We start from the raw sequence: 22604 nt of genomic DNA, 5'->3' as shown, positions 1-22604 counted from the left end.
GCGTTTTTGTTTTGAGCCGAAGCCGGGTGGCCGCTTCGGGCAGCCCTTGCAGCTCAGGCCGCCGACGTCAGCTGCTGCGCCTTCAGCTTGCGTCCCGCCGCCTTCAGCGTGCCATGTACGCCGTCAAGCGCACCGTCGACCAGTTCCAGCGCCAAAAGGCGGTGCCGCTCATAGGGGCCGGGCATGGCGAGCGAACCGGTCCTGGCGGCCGAAAACCCGAAGCGTCCGTAATAGGGCGCGTCGCCGACCAGCAGGATCGCCGCATGGCCAAGCCGCGCCGCCTCGGCGATGGCATGACGCATCAGCGCCGAGCCGATGCCGGCACTCTTGAGCGACGGTTCGACGGCGAGCGGACCAAGCAACAGCGCTGCCGGACCGCCCTCGCCCAGCCTGACATCCCACAGCCGCACGGTGCCGGCGACGGCGCCAGACGCATCGCGGGCGACGAAGGCCAGGCCTTCCGAGGGCCGGCGGCCGCGCCGCAGCTTCTCCGAGGACTTCTTCCTGCGCATCGGACCCATGGCGTCGTCGAGCAGCGCTTCGCGGGCTGCAACGTCGGCTGAGGTTTCGGCGACGATGGCAATGGCGCGGGCACTCTCCCCCACAAGGGGGGAGATCGGCCAGACGCCCTCATCGATGAAATTTGCAATGTCCATTTCCGCAATCCCTAGCGAGCGGAGATCTGTTCCACAGGCGAGCCCGGGTGGACGCCAGACGCCCACCTGGGATGATCTGACCGGCTCTTGCGAACCGTCAGATCACGTAGGATCGGAGAGGCTCGAAGCCGTTGAAGGCGACCGCCGAGTAGGTGGTCGTGTAGGCACCGGTGCCTTCGATCAGGACCTCATCGCCGATGGTCAGCGACAGGGGCAGCGGATAAGGCGTCTTCTCGTACATCACGTCGGCCGAATCGCAGGTCGGGCCGGCGAGCACGCAAGGCGCGGTCTCCGTGCCGTCATGCGCGGTGACGATCGGGTAGCGGATCGCCTCGTCCATCGTCTCGGCCAGACCGCCGAACTTGCCGATGTCGAGGAACACCCAGCGCACATTGTCGTTGGCGGCCTTCTTCGAGATCAGCACGACTTCCGACTTGATGACGCCGGCATTGCCGACCATGCCGCGGCCCGGCTCGATGATGGTTTCCGGAATGGCATTGCCGAAATGCTTGCGCAGCGCCGAGAAGATCGCCTGGCCATAGGCCTTGGCCGCCGGCACATCACGCAGGTAGCGCGTCGGGAAGCCGCCGCCCATATTGACCATCTTGAGCACGATGCCTTCCTCGGCCAGCGTCGCGAACACCGTCTTGGCGTCGGCCAGCGCACGATCCCAGGCGGTCAGGTCGGTCTGCTGCGAGCCGACATGGAACGACACGCCATAGGCGTCGAGGCCGAGCCCCTTGGCATGGCGCAGCACATTGACGGCCATCGCCGGCACGCAGCCGAACTTGCGCGACAGCGGCCACTCGGCGCCCTCGCCATCGGTCAGCACGCGGCAGAACACGCGCGCGCCGGGAGCGACGCGGGCGATCTTTTCGACCTCTTCGACGCAATCGACCGCAAACAGGCGGATGCCGAGCTGGTAGGCGCGTGCGATGTCACGCTCCTTCTTGATGGTGTTGCCGAAGGAGATGCGGTCCGCCGGCGCACCGGCGTCCATCGCCATCTCGACTTCGGCAACGGAAGCGGTGTCGAAGGACGAGCCCATCGCAGCAAGGAGGCGCAGGATTTCCGGCGCCGGATTTGCTTTCACCGCATAGTAGATCTTGGAATCGGGCAGCGCCTTCTCGAAGGCGCGGAAATTGTCGCGCACGACATCGAGGTCGACGACGAGGCAGGGGCCGGTCGGACGTCGGGTGGCGAGGAAGTCAAGGATACGCTGGGTAGCCATCGGGGTCTCTCCATCAGCGCCTTTCGGCGCGCAATAAGGCTGCGGGACGCGGGCTGTCGGCCTCGCGAACACGCGGTGGACAAAGGCGGGACGAAAATCCATGGAACCAGCCGGTGGAGACCCCGGAACCATGAAACGCCGTCTCGCGGCGGTGAACCTTGGCCTTGCCCGGCCTCGGTTCGCTTTGTCTGCCTTGGCTTGGATGGGAGACCCGTCCGCACTGCCGGCAATGAAGGTGTGCCTCTTCAGTAACCCCGGTCTTTGGACAACCGGCAGAACACCAGAAAGGCCCGCACCGTCGTTGCTTCAAGGTGTCCTCGGTCTGGCGGTTGGCCGCTAAACCGACTGGAGGGGTTGGCTCCAGTTACCTTACCGATTTCCCTCACCATTCGAGGATCGGCGGACACCCACAGGCACGTGCGACTTTGGGCAAGCGCGATATAAGAGCGTCAGCTTTCACAATCAATAAAAATCGCATCCAAGGTTGTAAAATTTCTGGCATCGAACAATGTTGGTGCGATCGTATCCGGATATCGAACGATGCCAGGCACGCACGGCCCCCTCAACGCCTTTCTCGACGTTCGCCAGATGCCGGTGGCACATGCCGAGCTAGGACCGCTGGCCGGCTTGCGGCTGGCCGTCAAGGACATCTACGACGTCGCCGGCTACCGCACCGGTTGCGGCAATTTGCAGAAATTCTCCGAAAGCGACGCCGCCTCGCGAACCGCGCCGGCCGTGCAGATGATCCTCGATGCCGGCGCGCGTTTCGTCGGCAAGACCCAGACCGACGAACTTGCCTTCGCGCTGTTCGGTCAGAATGCGCATTTTCCGTTTCCGGTGAACCCGGCAGCGCCCGACCGCGTCACCGGCGGCTCGTCGTCGGGGTCGGCTGCGGCTGTGGCAGGCAGGCTGGCCGATATCGCCACCGGCTCCGACACCGGCGGCTCGATCCGCGCACCGGCGAGCTTTTGCGGGTTGATTGGGCTGCGCACCACGCATGGCCGCATTTCGCTCGACGGCGCGATGAAGCTGGCGCCGAGCTTCGACACGTTCGGCTGGTTCGCCGACGATATCGAGACCTACGAGACAGTGGGCAAGCTGCTGCTTGGCCGCGACCCGCACCAGCAAGCGTTGGAGCGCCCGCTGGCGCTGGATTGGCTGGATGGACTGGTCGCCCGCCCAGCACTTGCCGAATATGCTGAGATGAAGGCGCTGGCGAGCAAGGTTTTCGGCGCGCCTGCGACCCCGGCGGCGCCCTTCGCCTCGTCTCCGGATGAACTCTACTGGTGCTTTCGCCGGCTCCAGGCCAGGGAAGCCTGGGCGGTGCATGGCGCGTGGATCACCAGTGGCGAGCGCGACCTCGGCCCCGGCGTCGATGAACGTTTCGGCTTTGGCCGCGCGGTCGACGACCGCACGGCACAGGCCGAGACGGTGCGCCGGCTGACGTTCAGCGCCGAACTGAGTGCCCTGCTCGGCAAGGACGRCTTCCTTGTCCTGCCAACGGTGCCTGGCCCGGCGCCCTACGTGGACAGCACGCCGGAGCAGTTCCAGGCCTATCGCGAGCAGGCGCTGCGGCTTCTGTGCCTGGCCGGCCTATCGGGTTTTCCGCAAATCACCTTGCCCATCGGCTCGGTCGCCGGCGCGCCGTTCGGCCTGTCGCTGCTTGGCCCTTCCGGCAGCGACATTGCCCTGATACGGCTCGGCCGGAAACTTCTCGACGCCGCACGAAAGGCCTGACCATGGACACACTGACCCGCATGCGTGCCTTCATCGATGTGGTCGAGGCCGAGGGCTTTTCGGCGGCGGCGCGCAAGATCGGCCGCTCCAAGGCATTGCTGTCGAAATATGTGCGCGAGCTGGAGGACGAGCTCGGTGCGCTGCTGCTCAACCGCACCACAAGGCAGTTCTCGATGACCGAGGCCGGCCACACCTATTACCGGCGCGCCTCCGAGATCGTGCGCGAGGTCGACAGCCTGGCCGATGCAGTGCGCGAATCCTCAGGCGATGTGCGCGGCCGCATCAAGCTGTCAGCGCCGCGCACCTTCGCCGATGCGCCGATCGGCCAGTCGCTGATCGACTTCGCCAAGCAATATCCCGACATCGTGCTCGACATCCAGCTCGACGACCGTTTTGTCGACCTCGTCGAGGAAGGCTTCGATCTCGCAGTGCGCATCTCGCGGCTGGAGAACTCGTCGCTGATCGCCAGGCGGCTGGCGCCGTTTTCGATAAGGCTGTGCGCCTCTCCCGAACTGATCGCCAAGCACGGCATGCCGACCCGGCCGCAGGATCTCGGCCGCATGCCCTGCATCGTCGACACCAATGGCCGTGGACTGAACAACTGGCCGTTCAAGGGCGAGAATGGCGATCCGGTGAGCGTCGCGGTGTCGGGTCCTATCGAGGTCAACAGCCCGATGACGGCGCGGGCGGCGGCCCTGGCGGGGCTCGGATTTTCCGTCCTGCCGGATTTCATCGCCGCGCCCGATCTCGAAAGCGGGCGGCTGGTCACGGTGCTCGATGACCGCATCCTGTCGGGCGGCGGCATTTTTGCCGTCTACCCGCACCGCCGCTACCTGCCGGCCAAGGTCCGCGTTTTCGTCGACTTTTTGGTGCAGTGGTTCAGGACGCGTGAGGCTGCCTGACCGTTCCAAGCCGCTGCCCGCTTTTGGGCGACACCCACCAGCGGTCCCAATTTCGCCCCCTTTCTGGTAACTCCTCGACATCTCTCCGAGGCCGATGGAATCGCGACCGAGAATGCACCTGAAACGGCACGTAATCATGCTGGCTTCGGCCTTGGCGGCGATCTTTGCCGCCACCGGACCGGCTTATGTGCATCCCCATGTCTTCGCCGAGGCTCGCCTCGACGTGATCCTCTCCCCGGATCACCAAAGTGTGAAGGCGCTGCGTCATCTCTGGCGCTTCGACGATCTGTTTTCCTCGACGGTGATGATGGAGTTCGACAAGAACTCCGACCTGAAGCTCGATGACAAGGAGCTGAAGGAGGTTGCCGACACCGTCCACGCCTCGCTGGCCGAGTTCAACTACTTCCAGCTCGTCACTGTCGACGGCAAGGACGTGGCGATGACGCCGCCACCGCATCTGATGGCCAATTTCGACAATGACCAGCTGATCATCCTGTTCGAGTCCGAGCCGAAGGAGCCGATCAAGCTCAACGGCAAGATCGACATCGGCGTCTACGATCCGACCTTCTACACGGCGATCGATTTCACCGAGGACCGCAACATCACGGTTGAAGGCCTGCCGTCGAATTGCAGCAGCAAGGTTATCCGTCCCGATCCGGACGAGGCGATCGCCGAAAACCAGAAGACCCTGACCGATGCCTTCTTCAACGATCCGACAGGCACCGACATGAGCAAGATCTTCGCCACCAAGCTCGAACTGAACTGTCAGCCAGAAGGATGAAGCCGGTGACGAAACCGTCCCTGCGTTTGGCATTCGGCCTGTTGGCCATCACCTTTGTCATGATGCATTTCGCCAATTCCGCCCATGCCCAGAGTTCGCTCGGCATCGGCGTCAATGACGGCATGGCGCCCACCACCGGCCCGTTCGCCCACATCCTGATGTGGATCAATCTGAGGCAGCAGGAATTTTACCGCGCGCTGGCGACGGCGATGAAGGCGATGCGCCAGGACGGCAGCAAGCTGTGGGTGCTTATCGGCCTGTCCTTCGCCTACGGCATTTTCCACGCCGCCGGCCCCGGTCACGGCAAGGCGGTGATCTCGTCCTACATGGTGGCCAATGAAGTGGCGCTGCGGCGCGGCATCCTGTTGTCCTTTGTCTCGGCACTGCTGCAGGGCCTGACCGCTGTCGCGGTGATGGCGGTCGCCTATTTCGTCCTGCGCGGCACCGCCGTCTCGATGACCGATGCTGCCTGGTTCATGGAAATCATGAGCTTTGTTTTCGTCACCCTGTTCGGTGCCTGGCTGCTGTGGCGCAAGCTCGGCCCCTCCGTCCTGCGCCTGTTTGGCAGAGGCCCCGCCTACAGCCTGTCGGCGGCTCACGCCGGTCATTCCCATGCGGGTCATTCGCACGCCGGCCACTCGCATGGTGGTCATTCGCATGGCAGTCATTCGCATGCAGGGCATTCGCATGCTGACCATGACCATTCGGCGCATGCCCATTCGCACGCGCTGCACGTGCATGACAATCACGACCATGCGCATTCGCACGATCATCACGAGCACGGTGGGCATGATCATGGCGCACACGACCATGCTCATCATGATCACGCGGCCGGCGAGGTCTGCGACACCTGCGGCCATTCGCATGCGCCCGATCCGGCGCTGCTGTCGGGTGACCGCTTCGACTGGCGCACGGCCTGGTCGGCAGTAGCGGCTGTCGGCATCCGCCCCTGTTCCGGCGCGCTGATCGTCCTGAGCTTTGCACTTCTCAACGGGCTCTGGCTCGGTGGCCTGCTGTCAGTGCTGGCCATGTCGCTGGGTACCGCCATCACCGTCTCGGCGCTGGCCACCCTTGCGGTGACCGCCAAGAACTGGGCGGTGTATTTCGCCGGCGACGGGCGTATGGGCAACCGCATCCACTCGATCGTCGAGATCGGTGGCGCCGCGTTCGTCTTCCTGTTCGGACTGCTGCTGCTGTCGGCGAGCCTGGCGACGGGTGGATGATGTTGCGGGTTGGCGACGCTCCGGGTTTAACCCGCGATCTTGCCGCCCAGCTCATCCTCGATATGCGCGCGGATGATCTCGTCAAAGCTCTTCTCGGCGCTGAAGCCGAGCTCCCTTGACCGCCGTGCCTCGAACCGCGTCGGCCAGCCCTTGACGATCGCCCAGATCGTCTCGTCCGGCTCCTTGCGGATCAGCTTCACCACCTTCGATCCGGCGATGCGGTCCAGTGCCTCGATCTGCTCGCCGACTGTGACCGCGACGCCGGGCATGGTCAAATTGCGGCGCGGCCCGACAGCGTTGCCGTCGATCTCCGCCGCATGGATCAGGAAATTGACCGCCGAGCGCGGGCTGGCATGGGTGTGCATGACCGAGCGCGGCACCGGCAGGATCGCCTCATGGCCGCTCAGCGGCTCGCGGATAATGCCGGAGAAGAAGCTGGAGGCTGCCTTGTTCGGCTTGCCTGGCCGCACACAGATGGTTGGCAGCCGGATGCCGATGCCGTCGAAGAAGCCACGCCTGGAATAATCGGCGAGCAGCGCTTCGCTCATCTGCTTCTGGGTGCCGTAGGAGGTCAGCGGCGTCGGATGGAATTCATCCGGGATGACATCCGGAAACGGCGCGCCGAACACCGCGATCGACGAGGTGAAGACGACGCGCGGTGCAAAGCCCGCCAGGCGGATGGCATCGAACAGCGCCCGCGTGCCGTCGAGATTGACGCGGTAGCCTAGATCGAAATTCGCCTCCGCCTCGCCCGACACGATGCCGGCGAGATGAAAGACGACATCGGGGCGCGACCCGACCAGGCGCTCAGTGGCACCCGCCTCGGCGAGGTCGCCGGTGTGGATGGTGACGCTGACGCCGTCCATGCTAGGTGCCTGCGGCGGCACGATGTCGTGCAGGTCGAGTGCTGCGATCTTGCGGCCGCGCAGCGTGCCGTCCTTGGCCAGCCGGGCAATGAGCTTGCGGCCGACCATGCCCGCGGCGCCAGTGATCAGAATACGCATGTCGAAATCCCTTATTTACCCTGGTTTTTGCGCTGGTTGCGGGCCCGCAGCCAGAACACCGAGAAAAACGCCAGCACGAACACGATGCCAAAGGCACCGGCCAGCACGGTCGAGAAACTGCCAAGCGCCAGCATCACCGTCGGCAGATAGAAGGCGGCGATACCGAACAGAAGCATGATCCACGCTGCCGCGATGGCAGCATTCCTGGTGTCGCGGTCCATTATGCTGCACCCGGGCAGCGGGTCTTCATCAAGCTGGTTTTCAAGGCTTTGGGACTCCTGGGCAGGACCAATCGATATCAATCGATCAGGCCTGGTGATGATGGTCGTGATGCGCGGCCGCACCATGCTCGTGATCATGATCATGGTCGTCGCCATCGTCGGCGCACTGTCCGAATTCCGGTTCCACGGTGGCATGGCTGATGCCGTGCTTGCTGGCAAGCCGCTTCTTGATGGTGCTCACCGCCTGAAAGGCATCGACGCCTTCGGTAAGGCAGGCATGCAGCGTCGCCATGTTGCTCGTTCCGTCGAGCGACCAGACATGCATGTGGTGCACTTCACGCACTCCATGGACCGTCGCCTCGATATCCCTGGCGATCAGGTCGCGGTCGAGGCTCGGCGGCACGCCCTCGAGCAGGACATGGGCGGCGGCGCGCATCAGCGACCATGCCGTTGACAGGATCAGCAGCGAGACCAGGACCGACAGGATCGGGTCGATCGGTGTCCAGCCGGTCGCCAGGATGACCAGCGCGGCAACGATCGCCGCCGCCGAGCCGAGCAGGTCGCCGAGCACATGCAGCATGGCGCCGCGCATGTTCAGGCTTTCGCGGTCGCCGCCATGCAGCACGAGGAAGGAACCGATATTGACCAGCAGGCCGAGGACCGCCACCACTAGCATCGGTCCGCCGAGCACCGGTGTCGGCGCCAGCAGGCGCCCCCACGCCTCGTAGACGATCCACAGCGCAATGACGAAGATGGCGATGCCGTTGGTGTAGGCCACCAGCGTCTTGACCCGGCCGAAGCCATAGGTGAGACGGCCGGTCGCCGGCCGGCCGGCAAGATGAAATGCATACCACGCAAGGCCGAGCGCGATCGCATCGGCGAGCATGTGGCCGGCGTCCGCCAGCAGTGCCAGCGACCCGGTAAGAAGGCCGCCGAGCGCCTCGGCGACCATGAAGCCGCCGGTCAGGCAGGCGGCGATCAGGACGCGTTTCTTGTCCGTCGAGCCATGCACGTGGCCGGCGCCGTGATCGTGCCCGCTGTGGTCGTCGGAATGGGTATGTGCCAATGGCAACTCCCGTTGCGCGCCGAATTCAGTTCACGCGCCAAATTCGGCGCGAAAATCCTCAAGCCGTCGCTTCTGCTGGCCGTCGCCATCGAAATTGGCCGGGTCAAGCCACGCTTCATAGGCTTGGCGTAGAGCCGGCCACTCCTTGTCGATGATCGAATACCATGCCGTATCGCGGTTTTCACCCTTGACGATGAGATGCTGGCGGAAAATGCCCTCGAACTTGAAGCCGAACCGTTCGGCCGCCCGCTTCGATGGCTCGTTGCGGTTGTTGCACTTCCACTCGTAACGACGATAGCCGAGTTCGTCGAAGATGTATTTCATGAACAGGAACTGCGCTTCGGTCGCTCCGGGCTTGCGCGAGATGAGCGGTCCCCAATAGATGTTGCCGATCTCGATGACGCCATAGGCAGGATCTATCCGCATCAGCGTCTGGCGTCCGGCGACCTTGCCGCTGGCCTTGTCGATGACGGTGAAGAACAGTGGATCTTCGCTGGCCTCGACCTTGTCCAGCCATGGCTGGAAGGCGGCGCGGGTCTCCGGCGGATAGTCGGGCAGCCAGGCGAAGCGGCCATCGACGTCGGACACGGAAGACGCTTCATACAGACCGTCGCCATGTTTTGCGGCGCTCAGTGGTTCGAGCCTGACGGTGCGGCCGTCGATGGCCTTGCGCTCGGGCCGCGGACGCGGTTGCCAATCTTTGAGATTTTCCGACACCGAATGCTCCAATCCGTTTGACTTTTGCCGGCCAAGGCTCACAAAAACGCACGCCAACAGTAAGAACCACACGGACGGGAAAAATGCTCCACACGATTTCGGCCTTCGACCGTCTGGGCGAGGAAAACGCCTTCGCCGTGCTCGCGCGGGCGACAGCACTTGCGAGCCAAGGCCGCGACATCGTCAACCTCGGCATCGGCCAGCCCGACTTCAAGACGCCGCAGCACATCGTCGAGGCGGCGATCAAGGCGCTGCGTGACGGCCACCACGGCTACACGCCGGCCAATGGCCTGCTGGCGACGCGCGAAGCGGTGGTGCGGCGCACGCTGACCACCACCGGCGTCGAGATATCGCCTGAAACGGTGATGATCCTGCCCGGCGGCAAGCCGACCATGTTCGCCGCAATCCTGATGTTCGGCGAGCCTGGTGCCGAGATCCTCTATCCCGATCCCGGCTTTCCCATCTACCGCTCGATGATCGAATTCACCGGCGCGGCACCGATCCCGGTGCCGATGCGCGAGGAGAACGGCTTTGCCTTCTCCGCCGACGAGACGCTGGCGCTAATCACCTCGAAGACCAGGCTCTTGATCCTCAACTCGCCGGCCAACCCAACCGGCGGTGTCACGCCGCGCGCCGAGATCGAGAAACTGGTCAAGGGGCTGGAGAAGCATCCGCAGGTCGCAATCCTCTCCGACGAGATCTACGACGTCATGACCTATGACGGCGAGAAGCATTGCTCGCTGCTCGGCTTTCCCGAGATCCGCGACCGGCTGATCGTGCTCAACGGCTGGTCGAAGACCTGGGCGATGACCGGCTGGCGCATGGGCTGGTCGATCTGGCCGAATGGCGACAAGGGCGCCCATCTCTACGACAAGGTGCGCAAGCTGGCGGTCAATTGCTGGTCCTGCGTCAACGCGCCGAGCCAGTTCGCCGGCATTGCCGCCATCGACGGCCCGCAGGACGATGTCGACAAGATGATGCGCGCCTTCGACCGTCGCCGCAAGATCGTGGTCGAGGGGCTGAATGGCTTGCCCAACATCTCCTGCATCACGCCCAAGGGTGCCTTCTATGCCTTCCCCAACGTGTCGAAGACCGGCTGGAAGGCAAAAAAGCTCGCCTCGGCGCTGCTCGACGAGGCCGGCGTGGCGCTGATCGGCGGTCCCGATTTCGGCATTCTCGGCGAGGGCTACATCAGGCTCTCCTACGCCAACTCCGAGGAGAACATCTTGCGGGCGCTGGAGCGGATCGGAACGTTCCTGGCGAAGTGAGGCTCAGCGCGCGCTGTCCATCGATATCCCCGACCGGAGAAAGTGACATCGGATGTTCTACGCAATCCTCGCCTATCACGTGGAAGATGCGATCAAGGCGTTGACGCCGCGGGAAGATGCGGCGCTGATGGCCGACCTGCTGAAGATCAACACCCGGCTTCACGAGGAAGGCACGCTAGGACCGTCCGCGCGTCTGGGAGCGACGCAGGATGCCTTCACCCTGCGCGGCCCGGGTGACGGCGTGGTCATCGACGGCCCTTTCGCCGAGACCAAGGAACAATTGCTCGGGCTGTATGTCGTCGACTGCGCCACGCGGGACGAGGCCATCGCGATCGCCCGCGACCTTCGCCGTGTCAATCCGACCGCCGTCTACGAGATCAGGCCCATTCTGCTTTTCAAGCCCGGCGCGCCGCTGGCGGGCAAATGAGCCAGCGGCGGAGGCCCTACCAGCGTCCGCTGCTCACCCACGCCCCACAAACGGCATCTTAGTGGCCATCACCGTCATGAACAGCACATTGGCGTCGAGCGGCRGGCTGGCCATGTGGACGACGGCGTCGGCGACGCGCTGCACGTCCATCACCGCTTCGGCGGCGATCGAGCCGTTGGCCTGCGGCACGCCGACGGTCATCGGCTGCGCCATGTCGGTCAGCGCATTGCCGATGTCGATCTGGCCGCAGGCGATGTCATAGGGCCGGCCGTCGAGCGCCAGCGTCTTGGTCAGGCCGGTGATGGCATGCTTGGTCGCCGTGTAGGGCACCGAGCCCGGGCGCGGCGCGTAGGCCGACACCGAGCCGTTGTTGATGATGCGGCCACCCATCGGCCGTTGCTTGCGCATGGCGCCGAAGGCAGCACGGGCGCACAGGAACGAACCGGTGAGATTGACGCCGACGATATCGTTCCACACCTCGACCGGGATCTCGTCGATCGGCGTTGATTTGTAGCCCATGCCGGCATTGTTGAAGAGCAGGTCGACGCGGCCGAAGGCCTCCGCCACCGTTTCGAACAGATCATCGACCTCGCCGGCCTTGCTGATGTCGCAGGCAACCGCCAATGCCTTGGCCTCGGTCGGCCCGGCCTCGGCGACGGCGGCATCCAACACGGATTTGCGGCGTCCGCAGAACACCGTGTTCCAGCCGGCCTTGAGCAGCGCCGTGGCGACGCTCTTGCCGATGCCCGTGCCGGCACCGGTGACGATAGCGGTTCTTTGCTCGGTCATGGCTGTTGTCCTCCAGCGGCGCTGCGTGTGCACGACTGATTTTCGGGGTTTGTCCTCAGGAGAGAAGGCATCGCAAATGACGGCAGCGATGGCAAGCCGAACCGCCAAGGTCTGTCTCGAAAAACGGAATCCGTTTTCAGAAAAGATCCTGCTCAAACGAACGGACAGGGCCCGACAAAAAGGGCGGTCATTGGCGACCGCCCTGATCTGAACCGGGCTTGGGAGGAGGAGAAGCCGGTCCGACTGTGTAGAATCATGCGCTTCCTGAGTTAATGGAGGGTTAACCCCCGAAAGGCGATCTGTGCCGATTTGGGCTACCAGCGCGGATTGGGCGAAGTCCCTGCCTTGGCCGGCACCTTGGCTGCCGAAACCGTCGCCTCGACGTGATCGACCAGCGCATCCGGCAGGCCAAGCCGGCCGGCAAGCAGATCGAGATAGCCGCGCTCGGCGCGGGTGTCGGGATCGATGGTAAGGCGCGAGGCGGTATAGAGTTCAAGCTTCTGCGCATCGGTCTTGGCGCCGGCCACCAGCGCGTCGAGGTCGAGCGGGCTCTCCAGTTCCTTCATCAGGAATTTCTCGGCATCGGAGTCTAAGCCGGCAAGGCTGAGCTTGCCGGCGATCTTCTGGCGTTCGTCGTCGTCGATATGACCGTCGGCCTTGGCCGCCGAGATCATCGCCCGAACCAGGGTCAGCGTGAATTCGTCCTCGCCTTGCGGCGCCTGTGACGGGTGGAAGGCGGTGTCCTTGGGCGGCGGCAGCAATTCCGGTTCGCCGGTCGCGGGGCCTTCCGCCGGCGCGTTGCCGGCCTTGTAGTTCTGGTAGGCCTTGTAGGCGAGGCCGCCGATCGCGGCCAGTCCGCCAAGCTTCACCGCGGCGCCTGTCACCTCGCGGCCGGCACCGGTCCCGAGCAGCACTGCAGCAAGCGCGCCGGCGGCCAGCGGGTTGTCCTTGGCCATCTGCACGGCCTGGCCCGCCTTGTCACGGACGGTGCCGCTGGTGCCGGGAATTTGCGAGCCGAGCAGATCGTCGAGAAGCTTCTTGGGATCGAACATTCAATGCCTCCAGGATTTGCCCGGCCGAACGGGCAGGTTTCGAACGCCGAAGAGGTAGGCCCCGCACTTTGACATTACAATGACGGATCCTTCGGGACAGATCCCTCGCGGCGAGTGGCCGAAGCCCGCATCAGGACCCGATATGCCGGCCCCTGCCCCGCACTTGCGCAAGTTCGACCTGGCGCTGACGCTCGGCGTAACGCTGGCGGTCCTCATCGGAACGCGCATCGAAACAATGCGGACATGATACGCCGGTGGCGAACTTCGGTGACGTCAGGTCGCCCGGCGTCAGCGGATGGCGGCAGGCGCGGCAGAGTTCGGCGTCGCCCTCGGCAAGGCCGTGCGACACCGAAACGCGTTCGTCGAACACGAAGCACTCGCCTTGCCACAGGCTCTGTTCGGCCGGAACCTCCTCGAGGTATTTGAGGATGCCGCCCTTGAGGTGGAAGACATCCTCGAAACCGAGCGACTTGACGTAGGCCGTCGCCTTTTCGCAGCGTATGCCGCCGGTGCAGAACATCGCCACCTTGCGGCCCTCGAGTTCCGCCCTGTTTGCTTCCACCCAGGCCGGGAACTCGCGAAAGCTTGCCGTTGCCGGATCGACCGCGCCCTTGAACGTGCCGATCGACACCTCATAGGCGTTGCGCGTGTCGATAACGATTGTATCGGGCTCGGATATCAGCGCGTTCCAGTCGGCCGGCGCGACATAGGTGCCGGCGCTCGTCGCCGGGTCGATGTCGCCGACACCCATGGTGACGATCTCGCGCTTCAACCGCACCTTCATGCGGTGGAACGGTGTTTCTGCTGCGCTGCTGTATTTGACCTCGAGGCCGGCGAGCCCTTCGATGGCTTCGAGATAATCGATCAGTTCGGCGATCGCCGCCTCGCTGCCGGCGACGGTACCGTTGATGCCCTCATGCGCCAGAAGCAAGGTACCCTTGATGCCGCGCCCGCAACAGAAAGCGGCGAGCGGCGCGCGCAATTCGTCGAAGGCGTCGAGCCGGGCAAACCGGTAGAGCGCGGCGACACGGATGGGGCCAGTCGGCGTGGACAATGTCATTGTCAAGCCAACTAGACGCTCATGGCAGCCGATTCAAGGCGCACCGGCTTCACCAGCCCGTCATCGTTTTGATGGCAATGGCCGGTATCATCGCCCCACGGCGCGTGACATCGCGACACGCTTCGTTTCATGGACAGAAAAACACCCGTCTGCTAATCGGTTGAATTGTTCCACGATACGGAGAGACAGATGCCCAGCAAGACCGAAAAACTCCTGTCGCTCCTCAACGGCCAGCCGGTCATCCCGGTGCTGAAGATCGCCAATGTCGATGATGCCGTGCCGCTGGCCCGCGCTCTGGCGCGTGGCGGCCTGCCGGCGATCGAGATCACGCTCAGGACCGCCGATGCACTGGAAGCGATCCGGCGGGTCGCGGCTGAGGTCGAGGACGCCATCGTCGGCGCCGGCACCATTCTCGATGCGCGTCAATTCGAAGAGGCGGCGGCCGCGGGCTCGCGCTTCATCGTCAGCCCCGGCATCACACGCGAGCTTCTGGCGGCAGCGGCCGACAGCGACGTTCCGCTGCTGCCCGGCGCAATCACGCCTGGCGAGATCATGGCCGCTCGGGAAGCCGGCCTGCGTTTCCTCAAATTCTTCCCGGCCGAGCAGTCGGGCGGCATCGCATCGCTGAAGGCCTTCGCCTCGCCGCTCGCCGATGTGAAATTCTGTCCGACCGGCGGCATCACCGGCAAGAACGCGGCCGAGTATCTCAGCCTGCCCAACGTCGTCTGCGTCGGCGGCTCCTGGGTGGCGCCTGACGACATGGTCAAGGCCGGTAAGTGGGACGAGATCGAGGCTCTCGCACGCGCGGCGAGCAAGCTGGCAAAATAGGGCTTTTTGTCTCGGCATGAAAAACCCGGCCGACTTGCGTCGACCGGGTTCTGCCGATTGAGTTTCGAACCGATCAGTTGCAGACCCTGATCTTTTCCACGACCTTGCGGTGGTGAGCCCAATGCGTGACCACCTTGGTCCGGCAGTGCTTCCTCATCATGTGCATATGGTCGTGGGTCTTGACGACAACGGTCTCTGCCTGCGTGGGAGCGATGGCCGCTGAAGCAGTTGCCAAAGCAATGACCGATGCCAGTAGAATGTTCTTCATGGATATCCCCGGGTTTGAACGAACAGGGGAAAAACCCTTGAAGGACTGAGCAAGTTCCAAGCTCACGGCAATGTCAGACCGGCGTGATCGCGGCCAATGGCGGCGGCGCCATTGGCCCCGCCCGCGCAACAAAAAAGCCGCGCGGGTTGCCCGACGCGGCTTTGTCGATCGACTGGTCGCTTACTTGGTCTGGAAGCGGGCGACCGACAGGAACTTGACGGCGTTGCCGGTGAAACGGTTGGCATCGGCCATCTGGTCGCCCGACTGGAAGCCAGCTGTGTAGACCTCGCTCGGCGCCGTATGCACGATGCTGTAGGCGTAACCCGGTGCTGTCGTGGCGCTTGAAACGGTGGCGACATGTTCGCCGCTGGTCAGCGCCCAGCGGGCGGCCTGCGGCGCGGCGGCAACCACCATGGCCTTGGGACCAGGCTTCAAGTCACGGGCGGTGGCTCTCGATTCCTTGCGGGTCGTCTTGACGCCAGCGCCGATCGCGGCGGCCGGATCGGTGCCGGCCGGGCGGGCAACGACAGCCTCGCGCGGCGATGCGGCATCGGCGCCCGACGGATCGTTGAAGGCCGAACGCGCTTCGGACAAGGACAAGGAAGCGACCTGGTACGCGTCGGCCGCAGCACCGGCCCGGGCATTGGCCTCGTCGAGCACGGCCTTCACCTCGTCCGGCTTGGCTATGTCGGGCCGCGCGCTGGGTAGTGCCGAGAGGGCGTCGGTCGCGGCGCTGCCGCGCTCAGCCGTATCCGCCAGCGYCATCAGCACGTCCTTGCTGGGCGGCGGAGCCAGAGCGGCCGGCAGCGAATTGTCGGGGCGCCATGTCGGCAACGGTACGTTGTTGAGGGCGACCTGTGCAGGGGCCGGGGCCGGGGCGGCCGACGGATCGGCCATGCCGAAAGGCACGTTCACCGGCGCGTGTGCTGTCGCCACGGCCTGCTCGGTGGTGGTTGCCGCGTCCGAGGTCGCTGTCGCATCCGCCATGGCGAAAGGAACGTTCTCAGGCGACTGGGCACCGACATCAGCCTTCGGCCGCGGTGCAAAATCAGGCAGCGGAATGCTGCGGGCAGGCAGCGCCGCGATGATCGTCTCCGGCGTATCCTTTTCCGGCTCCGGAGCCTGCTCCTCGGCCACCTGCGGAATCTCCGCGCGCTTGGCATTCTCCGGCGCCACGATGGCGATGCCCGGGAGGTTGCTGGTCTTGGCTGTCGCGGCCGGCTGCAGGGTTCTAGCCTTGGGCGGAGGTGCCGCCGAAGCGGTCTCGACATCAGCGCTGTCGTCGGCCTCGTCGTCGCCGCCGCCGCCAAAGAAAGCCGACAGGAACCCACCTGATTTCTTGCTGCTGCCGCCGGCGCTGGCCAGTTCGATAGCAGGCGCGCCCGCACCCTTGCGCGCCTTGTAGGAGGCGAGCGCTTGCTCAAAGCCGGGCAGCGGCCTGCCGTCGCTCGGCACATGCAGCGTCTTGCCATTGGGGAACAGGCTGACCAGTTCCTGGCGGCTGATGCCGGGCCAGTGGCGCACATTGCCGACATCCATATGGACGAACGGCGAACCAGATGTCGGGTAGTAGCCGACGCCGCCACCCTGCATCTTGAGGCCGATGTTGCGCAGCTTCTTCAGCGGCACGCCGGGAATGTAGAAGTCCATCGCCTTGCCGAGCATGTGCTGGCTTTTCTCTGCGACGCCCCTGCTGCGGCTGCGCAGCATCGAGTTCGTCGACGGCGAGCGATAGCCGCAGACGACCTGGATGTAGTCCGTGGCACCGCTTTCCCGATAGGCTTCCCAAACCAGATCCAGCAGGCGCGGATCCATCTTGGTCGGCTCGTTGCGGCGCCAGTCGCGCAGGATGATGTTGATCTTCCTCAGACCCTCCGGAACGTAGCGGCCATTGCGCTTGTAGACGATCTCGGCCTTCTCGTGCGTATGGAGGTGATAGAGCTTCAGCGAACGTGTTTCGGCGCTGGCGCCAGTTGCAGCCGCGGCAACAAAACCAAGTGCGACAATCAACGCCGCCAGCCATTTCGGCCAGACGCTCACGTGATGGTGCCGCCCGTTTGTGTGTCGTTCGATTCTGTTCAAATCAAAAGGCCCTGCAGGCTGCCGTTTGTCCCCGGATTTGTCCAAACGGATGTGTCGTTATCACATCCGAATATCGATCCTAATGGTTAATCATCGCTTATTGAAGCCAAAATGCGGTAACACCGTGGCGATATCCCGTCAAAAATTGTTCACCGGTTTTCTTGGTAAACCGCTGGTTTAGATCATGTTTCCGCCTTTGCCCGAAACACGATCTGTTACCGTCAGCCTTAATGCGTGAACAGGTCTGTCCATAGGCCCGCCACATTCCCGCCGAAACCCGATATAGGGCGGATTCTGGCATTGCAAGCTGGCTCCGGCCTTGCGTCCGAAGCATGAATCCCGAACCGAAGCTCGGCAAAGCGATGGTGGAAACTGGTTTTCGGGAGAGATTATGCGCTCCAGGGTGTGTCGAGATTGAGGTCAGGCTGGCATCACCTGATTCTCAACACACCTAGGAAGCGAGCCGGTCGACGCGGCCGGTCTCCGGGTCGATGCCGTATTCCTTGAGCTTCCGGTAAAGCGTCGAGCGGCCGATGCCGAGGCGGCGGGCGACTTCGCTCATCTGGCCGTTATAGTGGTCGATGGCGAGCTTGATCATCTCAAGTTCGACATCGGCCAGCGCGCGCACATTGCCGCGTTCGTCGAGCGCCCGCAACGTGCCGAAGCGAGGCTGCAGCCTGGCCAGCGGATCGGGCTCGATCGCCAGGAAAGCCTCGCCTGACGAGACTTCCTCCTCGCCCGGCTCCGTGTCCAGCGGCAAGGACGCAGACGGCGAAACGCCGTCGGCGTCGAGATTGACCGTGCCTTCCACCTGCGCCCGGATCTGCGGGAAGTCCTCCGTGGTCAGCACATCGCCTTCGCAAAGCACCGAGGCCCGGAAGACGGCATTTTCGAGCTGCCGGATGTTTCCCGGCCAGTCATAGGCCTGCAGCACGGCAAGGGCCGTGGCCGAAATGCCTTGCAGGCGATGACGCGGGTCGGCTGGCGCCACCTTCTCCATGAAATGCTTGACCAGATAGGGGATGTCGTCGCGGCGGTCGCGCAGCGGCGGCACGAAGATCGGGTAGACGTTCAGCCGATAGAACAGATCCTCGCGAAACTTGCCGTCCTTGACCTGCTGCAGGAGGTTGCGGTGCGTCGCCGAAATCAGCCTGATGTCGACCCTGACGGTCGAGCGTCCGCCGACCGGGTCGACCTCTCCGTCCTGCACGGCGCGCAGCAGCTTGACCTGCACGTCGAGCGGCAGGTCGCCGATCTCGTCGAGAAACAGCGTTCCCGAATGCGCCTCGACGAACTTGCCGGTGTGCTTCTCGGTGGCGCCGGTGAACGAGCCCTTCTCATGGCCGAACAGGATCGATTCGACCAGATTGTCGGGAATGGCGCCGCAATTGACGGTGACGAAGGGTTTCGAGCGGCGGTCGCCGCTGCCCTGGATGGCGCGCGCCACCAGTTCCTTGCCGACGCCGGACTCGCCCTCGATCAGGATCGGGATGTTGGATGCCGCCGCCTTCTGGCCGAGGCGGATCACCCTGTCCATGGCCGGGCTGTGCGTGACCATGTCCTTGAAGGTCAGAAGCCCGCCACGCCGGCGCGACGTACGCTTGACCTCGCCCTCGACCGCCTCGACCTTGAGCGCATTGGCGATCGACGCCTGCAGCCTGTCGGGAGAGGCCGGCTTGACGACGAAATCGAAGGCGCCGTGACGCATTGCCGAAACCACGGTCTCGATGCCGCCCTGGGCGGTCTGCACGATCGTCGGGACATTTATGTCGCGCTCGCGCATCGCCTTCAGCACGCCGATGCCGTCGAGACCGGGCATGACCAGATCGAGGATGACCACCGAAACTTCGCGGGCGCCTGGCCCGTCGAGGACATCGAGTGCGGCCGCGCCGCCGTCGACGACGGTTGCCGCATGGCCGAACCGCGTCACGGCTGCTTCGAGCAGCCGCCGCTGCACGGGATCGTCATCGACTATGAGTATGGAACCTGTCATGACTGGTACGACTATGCCCGCCCGAGGAATTCTGCCCTGTGGACCATCTTGGCACAGGGTTCTAAATAAGGTTTCAAAAAACCCGGTGAATGAATTCCTTAGGATTTGACCGGCTTCTCGTTTCCCCTTTGAACCTCGGCCACGGAAGGTATCGGCGATGCACATGGTTTCTGGGCACATGGTTTCTGCTCGGCGGCTAACGGCGCCGGCCTCCGGTCAGGGCGCGGCCGAGCTTGGCGACCTGCCGGAATGGAACCTTGCCGATCTCTATGCCGGCATGGAGGCGCCGGAACTGAAGCGCGACATCGCCAAGGCCGCAGCCGACGCGATCAGCTTCGAGACCCGCTGGAAGGGTACGCTGGCCGCCGAGGCCGAACGTGGCAGCGCCGGCAGGCTGGGCGAGGCGCTTGTCGCCTACGAGGCCCTGGAGGAGCTGATTGGCCGCATCGTCTCCTATGCCGGGCTGGTCTATGCCGGAAACACCGCCGACCCTCAGCGCGCCAAGCTCTATGGCGACATCCAGGAGAAGATGACCGACGCCAGCGCGCACCTTCTGTTCTTCGCGCTCGAACTCAACCTGATCGATGACGGCGCGATCGAAGGCGCGCTTGCCGGCGATCCCGCGTTCGGCCACTACCGGCCCTGGGTTCTCGATCTGYGCAAGGACAAGCCCTACCAGCTCGAAGACCGCGTCGAGCAGCTTTTCCATGAGAAATCGATCACCGGACGCGGTGCCTGGAACCGGTTGTTCGACGAGACGATGACCGACCTTCGCTTCGATATAGACGGCGAGGAATTGACGCTCGAGCCGGCTCTGAACCGCTTGCAGGATGCCGACGGCGACGTGCGCCGGCAGGCGTCCGAGGCGCTGGCAGCGACCTTCCGCAAGAATTTGCGCACCTTTACGCTGATCACCAACACGCTGACCAAGGACAAGGAGATTTCCGACCGCTGGCGCGGCTTCGAGGACATCGCCGATTCACGCCATCTCGCCAACCGCGTCGAGCGCGGTGTGGTCGATGCCCTGGCATCCGCCGTTCGCGACGCCTATCCGCGCCTGTCGCACCGCTATTACCAGATGAAGGCGCGCTGGCTGGGCATGGAGGTGATGAACCACTGGGACCGCAATGCACCGTTGCCGGATACGCCGCAGGCGATCATCGGCTGGGACGAGGCCAGGAACACCGTGCTCTCCGCCTATCAGCGCTTTTCGCCCGACATGGCGGAAATCGCGCGAACCTTCTTCGACCGCAACTGGATCGACGCGCCGGTGCGTCCGGGCAAGTCGCCCGGCGCCTTCGCGCATCCGACCGTGCCGTCGGCGCATCCCTATGTCCTGCTCAACTACATGGGCAAGCCGCGCGATGTGATGACGCTTGCGCATGAGCTTGGCCACGGCGTGCATCAGGTGCTGGCCAGCGGCCAGGGTGCGCTGATGGCCTCGACGCCGCTGACGCTGGCCGAGACGGCATCCGTCTTCGGCGAGATGCTGACCTTCCGCTCGCTGCTCGACCAGACCACCGACAGGCGCGAGCGCAAGGCCATGCTCGCCCAGAAAGTCGAGGACATGATCAACACGGTCGTTCGCCAGATCGCCTTCTACGAATTCGAGCGCAAGGTGCATGCCGAGCGCAGGAATGGCGAACTGACCTCCGACAGGCTCGGCCAGTTCTGGCTGGAAGTGCAGGCCGAAAGCCTCGGGCCCGCGATCAAGTTGCGCGAAGGCTACGAGGTGTTCTGGACCTATATCCCGCACTTCATCCATTCGCCCTTCTACGTCTATGCCTATGCTTTCGGCGACTGCCTGGTGAACTCGCTCTACGCGGTCTACCAGAATGCCGAGCGCGGCTTCCAGGACAAGTATTTCGAAATGCTGCGCGCCGGCGGCACCAAGCACCATTCCGAGCTCCTGGCGCCCTTCGGCCTTGATGCCACCGATCCCGCCTTCTGGCAGATCGGACTAGGCGTCATCAGCGGCCTGATCGACGAGTTGGAAACACTTGACGCTTGAACGCGCCCCTAGGTCTCATCTGCTCGCAAAACAGTCTAGCCGGGATGCATATTGGGACGGCTTATTCTTGGTCCAAATATCCGTTCTTGAAGTACTCTCCATGGAAGTTTTCCGATAGCTTTCCACAAGCCCTATGATAGCCTTCCTTCCAAGCTCAGCCGGAGCGCATGCCGATCGGCGAGGGAAGTCTCGGCCGGCCGCGGCGCCTTGGCGAACGCGACAACGGCCGTTGGCCATGGCAGGCAAAGCCGATCGCCGACAGCTCCAACCGAAGCCGGCTGTTCTGCGAACCGCGGAACCACCATCGACTAGTCCTTTCGCCGAAGGTCATGAACCCATGCCACGGCAGACGGATCTGATTGGAGAGAGAGACAATGGGCACTTTTTTCTACATGCTCCTGGCGTTCCTGGTAGGCGTGTTGGTGGGCTGGTTCCTCTGGGGACGCCTGCGCGGTGAACTCGACAGCTTGCGCGGCGACCTCGACCGCACGCGCAGCGAGCGCGACAGGCTGCGCGCCGACAACGACCGCTTGACCGGTGAGCTCGATGCATGCGGCAAGACCCGCACCGACCTTGAGCGCCGGCTGCGCGAAGCGCAGGCAACGCCAGCTGCAGGAACCGGCGCGGCAAAGGCCGCGAGCCCGGCGCCGGCTGCGCTGATGTCGACGCCAGCCGCGGCCATATCGGTACCGACAGCGGCCAAACCGGCGCCAAAGAAGCCGGCGGCGGCCAAGGCAGCGCCCGGCGCTGCCAAATCCAGCGCGCCGAAGTCCAGTGCCCCCAAGGCCAGCGCTCCAAAGGCGAGCGCCGCGACAAAAGCGGTAGCACCGGCGAAAGCCACGGCGGCCCCGCCAGCAGCAGCCAAGCCAGCAGCGGGCAAGCCCGACAATCTGCGCCGGCTGATCGGCATCGGCCCGGTCAACGAGAAGCTACTCAAGGCACAAGGTGTCAACAGCTTCGCCCAGATCGCCGCCTGGACAGCCGCCGATATCAAGCGGATCGAGGATGTCATGAACTTCGACGGCCGCATCGCGCGCGAACGCTGGATCGAGCAGGCCAAGCTGCTTGCCGCCGGCGACGAGACGGAATTCGCCAAGCAGTTTCCAACAGCGGGAACCGCAAGCAACACCTGATCGGCGAGAGCAGGATTATGACAAACGGCGGTGCCCAAGGCACCGCCGTTTGTTTTTGGCCGCAATATCGACCCGGAGGTCGGCCCAATAGGTCGGCTTTGAGGGTCAGCGTGCCGTTCCCTCGATTGCGCGCGAGCGGCCCCCCATATAGAGCG

At 64.2% G+C, this 22604-nt stretch carries 21 protein-coding genes; 9 read left to right on the top strand and 12 right to left on the bottom strand.

The features are described from left to right. Positions 1-53: 53 nt before the first annotated feature. Positions 54-656, bottom strand: a complete 603-nt coding sequence (locus AC1D0I_RS12415) for a GNAT family N-acetyltransferase (RefSeq protein WP_477395377.1) — start codon at positions 654-656, stop codon at positions 54-56. A gap of 97 nt (positions 657-753) precedes the next feature. Next, positions 754-1887 (bottom strand): ornithine/lysine decarboxylase, encoded by a 1134-nt coding sequence (gene odc2, locus AC1D0I_RS12410; RefSeq protein WP_477228033.1) that lies wholly within the window; start codon positions 1885-1887, stop codon positions 754-756. A 540-nt stretch (positions 1888-2427) separates the two neighbouring features. Here odc2 and AC1D0I_RS12405 point away from each other — a divergent pair. The 4 genes from AC1D0I_RS12405 to AC1D0I_RS12390 all read left to right on the top strand — a co-directional run bounded on the left by AC1D0I_RS12405 (position 2428) and on the right by AC1D0I_RS12390 (position 6530). Then, complete coding sequence (locus AC1D0I_RS12405; protein WP_477395375.1) at positions 2428-3624, top strand: amidase; 1197 nt, start codon at positions 2428-2430, stop codon at positions 3622-3624. A gap of 2 nt (positions 3625-3626) precedes the next feature. Beyond that, on the top strand, positions 3627-4526 hold the full coding sequence (locus AC1D0I_RS12400) for a LysR family transcriptional regulator (RefSeq protein ID WP_457154707.1): 900 nt from the start codon (positions 3627-3629) through the stop codon (positions 4524-4526). A 112-nt stretch (positions 4527-4638) separates the two neighbouring features. Further along, positions 4639-5307: a DUF1007 family protein gene (locus AC1D0I_RS12395; RefSeq protein WP_477395373.1), complete on the top strand. Its 669-nt coding sequence runs from the start codon at positions 4639-4641 to the stop codon at positions 5305-5307. After that, positions 5304-6530: a nickel/cobalt transporter gene (locus AC1D0I_RS12390; protein ID WP_477395371.1), complete on the top strand. Its 1227-nt coding sequence runs from the start codon at positions 5304-5306 to the stop codon at positions 6528-6530. The genes AC1D0I_RS12395 and AC1D0I_RS12390 overlap by 4 nt, the downstream gene beginning before the upstream one ends. A gap of 26 nt (positions 6531-6556) precedes the next feature. Here the strand turns inward: AC1D0I_RS12390 and denD are convergent, their stop codons facing one another. The 4 genes from denD to AC1D0I_RS12370 all read right to left on the bottom strand — a co-directional run bounded on the left by denD (position 6557) and on the right by AC1D0I_RS12370 (position 9538). Then, positions 6557-7534, bottom strand: a complete 978-nt coding sequence (gene denD, locus AC1D0I_RS12385; RefSeq protein WP_477395369.1) for a D-erythronate dehydrogenase — start codon at positions 7532-7534, stop codon at positions 6557-6559. A gap of 11 nt (positions 7535-7545) precedes the next feature. Next, positions 7546-7758, bottom strand: coding sequence for a hypothetical protein (locus tag AC1D0I_RS12380; protein WP_111548644.1), 213 nt, complete (start codon positions 7756-7758; stop codon positions 7546-7548). 82 nt (positions 7759-7840) lie between these two features. Beyond that, positions 7841-8821: a cation diffusion facilitator family transporter gene (locus AC1D0I_RS12375; RefSeq protein WP_477395367.1), complete on the bottom strand. Its 981-nt coding sequence runs from the start codon at positions 8819-8821 to the stop codon at positions 7841-7843. A gap of 30 nt (positions 8822-8851) precedes the next feature. Beyond that, positions 8852-9538 carry a GNAT family N-acetyltransferase gene (locus AC1D0I_RS12370; RefSeq protein ID WP_095084980.1) on the bottom strand — a complete coding sequence of 229 codons (687 nt, stop codon included), beginning with the start codon at positions 9536-9538 and terminating at the stop codon, positions 8852-8854. Positions 9539-9621: 83 nt separating this feature from the next. On the opposite strand from AC1D0I_RS12370, the gene AC1D0I_RS12365 reads away from it, so the two are divergent. Continuing rightward, complete coding sequence (locus tag AC1D0I_RS12365) at positions 9622-10806, top strand: pyridoxal phosphate-dependent aminotransferase (protein ID WP_477395365.1); 1185 nt, start codon at positions 9622-9624, stop codon at positions 10804-10806. Positions 10807-10858: 52 nt separating this feature from the next. Then, a complete protein-coding gene (locus AC1D0I_RS12360) occupies positions 10859-11233 on the top strand; it encodes a YciI family protein (RefSeq protein ID WP_457151430.1) in 375 nt (124 codons plus the stop codon). A gap of 33 nt (positions 11234-11266) precedes the next feature. Here the strand turns inward: AC1D0I_RS12360 and AC1D0I_RS12355 are convergent, their stop codons facing one another. The 3 genes from AC1D0I_RS12355 to trhO all read right to left on the bottom strand — a co-directional run bounded on the left by AC1D0I_RS12355 (position 11267) and on the right by trhO (position 14134). Further along, complete coding sequence (locus tag AC1D0I_RS12355; protein WP_477395363.1) at positions 11267-12022, bottom strand: SDR family oxidoreductase; 756 nt, start codon at positions 12020-12022, stop codon at positions 11267-11269. A 314-nt stretch (positions 12023-12336) separates the two neighbouring features. Then, positions 12337-13074: a tellurite resistance TerB family protein gene (locus AC1D0I_RS12350; RefSeq protein WP_477395361.1), complete on the bottom strand. Its 738-nt coding sequence runs from the start codon at positions 13072-13074 to the stop codon at positions 12337-12339. A 130-nt stretch (positions 13075-13204) separates the two neighbouring features. Continuing rightward, on the bottom strand, positions 13205-14134 hold the full coding sequence (gene trhO, locus AC1D0I_RS12345) for an oxygen-dependent tRNA uridine(34) hydroxylase TrhO (protein ID WP_477228024.1): 930 nt from the start codon (positions 14132-14134) through the stop codon (positions 13205-13207). Between the two features lie 189 nt (positions 14135-14323). On the opposite strand from trhO, the gene AC1D0I_RS12340 reads away from it, so the two are divergent. Beyond that, positions 14324-14962 (top strand): 2-dehydro-3-deoxy-phosphogluconate aldolase, encoded by a 639-nt coding sequence (locus tag AC1D0I_RS12340; RefSeq protein WP_095084554.1) that lies wholly within the window; start codon positions 14324-14326, stop codon positions 14960-14962. 73 nt (positions 14963-15035) lie between these two features. On the opposite strand, the gene AC1D0I_RS12335 is transcribed toward AC1D0I_RS12340, so the two are convergent. The 3 genes from AC1D0I_RS12335 to AC1D0I_RS12325 all read right to left on the bottom strand — a co-directional run bounded on the left by AC1D0I_RS12335 (position 15036) and on the right by AC1D0I_RS12325 (position 19305). Beyond that, positions 15036-15230: a hypothetical protein gene (locus tag AC1D0I_RS12335; protein WP_477228022.1), complete on the bottom strand. Its 195-nt coding sequence runs from the start codon at positions 15228-15230 to the stop codon at positions 15036-15038. 180 nt (positions 15231-15410) lie between these two features. Beyond that, entirely contained in the window at positions 15411-17270 is a 1860-nt protein-coding gene (locus AC1D0I_RS12330) for a peptidoglycan L,D-endopeptidase MepK (RefSeq protein WP_477395359.1), read from the bottom strand. 493 nt (positions 17271-17763) lie between these two features. Next, positions 17764-19305, bottom strand: coding sequence for a sigma-54-dependent transcriptional regulator (locus AC1D0I_RS12325; protein WP_477395357.1), 1542 nt, complete (start codon positions 19303-19305; stop codon positions 17764-17766). Between the two features lie 178 nt (positions 19306-19483). On the opposite strand from AC1D0I_RS12325, the gene AC1D0I_RS12320 reads away from it, so the two are divergent. Further along, positions 19484-21316 carry a M3 family oligoendopeptidase gene (locus AC1D0I_RS12320; RefSeq protein WP_477395433.1) on the top strand — a complete coding sequence of 611 codons (1833 nt, stop codon included), beginning with the start codon at positions 19484-19486 and terminating at the stop codon, positions 21314-21316. 374 nt (positions 21317-21690) lie between these two features. Continuing rightward, positions 21691-22449 (top strand): proton-conducting membrane transporter, encoded by a 759-nt coding sequence (locus AC1D0I_RS12315; protein WP_477395355.1) that lies wholly within the window; start codon positions 21691-21693, stop codon positions 22447-22449. Positions 22450-22604: the final 155 nt, after the last annotated feature.

This window comes from Mesorhizobium sp. P2_D1 (assembly GCF_056404455.1).
This window is presented reverse-complemented; position numbering and strand designations above follow the sequence as displayed.

What these genes read in the sequence shown, in the direction of transcription:
- trhO (WP_477228024.1), bottom strand. Translation starts at nt 14,134, where the DNA reads ATGACATTGTCCACGCCGACTGGCCCCATCCGTGTCGCCGCGCTCTAC.
- AC1D0I_RS12325 (WP_477395357.1), bottom strand. Translation starts at nt 19,305, where the DNA reads ATGACAGGTTCCATACTCATAGTCGATGACGATCCCGTGCAGCGGCGG.
- AC1D0I_RS12335 (WP_477228022.1), bottom strand. Translation starts at nt 15,230, where the DNA reads ATGAAGAACATTCTACTGGCATCGGTCATTGCTTTGGCAACTGCTTCA.
- AC1D0I_RS12340 (WP_095084554.1), top strand. Translation starts at nt 14,324, where the DNA reads ATGCCCAGCAAGACCGAAAAACTCCTGTCGCTCCTCAACGGCCAGCCG.
- AC1D0I_RS12315 (WP_477395355.1), top strand. Translation starts at nt 21,691, where the DNA reads ATGGGCACTTTTTTCTACATGCTCCTGGCGTTCCTGGTAGGCGTGTTG.
- AC1D0I_RS12350 (WP_477395361.1), bottom strand. Translation starts at nt 13,074, where the DNA reads ATGTTCGATCCCAAGAAGCTTCTCGACGATCTGCTCGGCTCGCAAATT.
- AC1D0I_RS12415 (WP_477395377.1), bottom strand. Translation starts at nt 656, where the DNA reads ATGGACATTGCAAATTTCATCGATGAGGGCGTCTGGCCGATCTCCCCC.
- AC1D0I_RS12395 (WP_477395373.1), top strand. Translation starts at nt 4,639, where the DNA reads ATGCACCTGAAACGGCACGTAATCATGCTGGCTTCGGCCTTGGCGGCG.
- odc2 (WP_477228033.1), bottom strand. Translation starts at nt 1,887, where the DNA reads ATGGCTACCCAGCGTATCCTTGACTTCCTCGCCACCCGACGTCCGACC.
- AC1D0I_RS12390 (WP_477395371.1), top strand. Translation starts at nt 5,304, where the DNA reads ATGAAGCCGGTGACGAAACCGTCCCTGCGTTTGGCATTCGGCCTGTTG.
- AC1D0I_RS12360 (WP_457151430.1), top strand. Translation starts at nt 10,859, where the DNA reads ATGTTCTACGCAATCCTCGCCTATCACGTGGAAGATGCGATCAAGGCG.
- AC1D0I_RS12400 (WP_457154707.1), top strand. Translation starts at nt 3,627, where the DNA reads ATGGACACACTGACCCGCATGCGTGCCTTCATCGATGTGGTCGAGGCC.
- denD (WP_477395369.1), bottom strand. Translation starts at nt 7,534, where the DNA reads ATGCGTATTCTGATCACTGGCGCCGCGGGCATGGTCGGCCGCAAGCTC.
- AC1D0I_RS12365 (WP_477395365.1), top strand. Translation starts at nt 9,622, where the DNA reads ATGCTCCACACGATTTCGGCCTTCGACCGTCTGGGCGAGGAAAACGCC.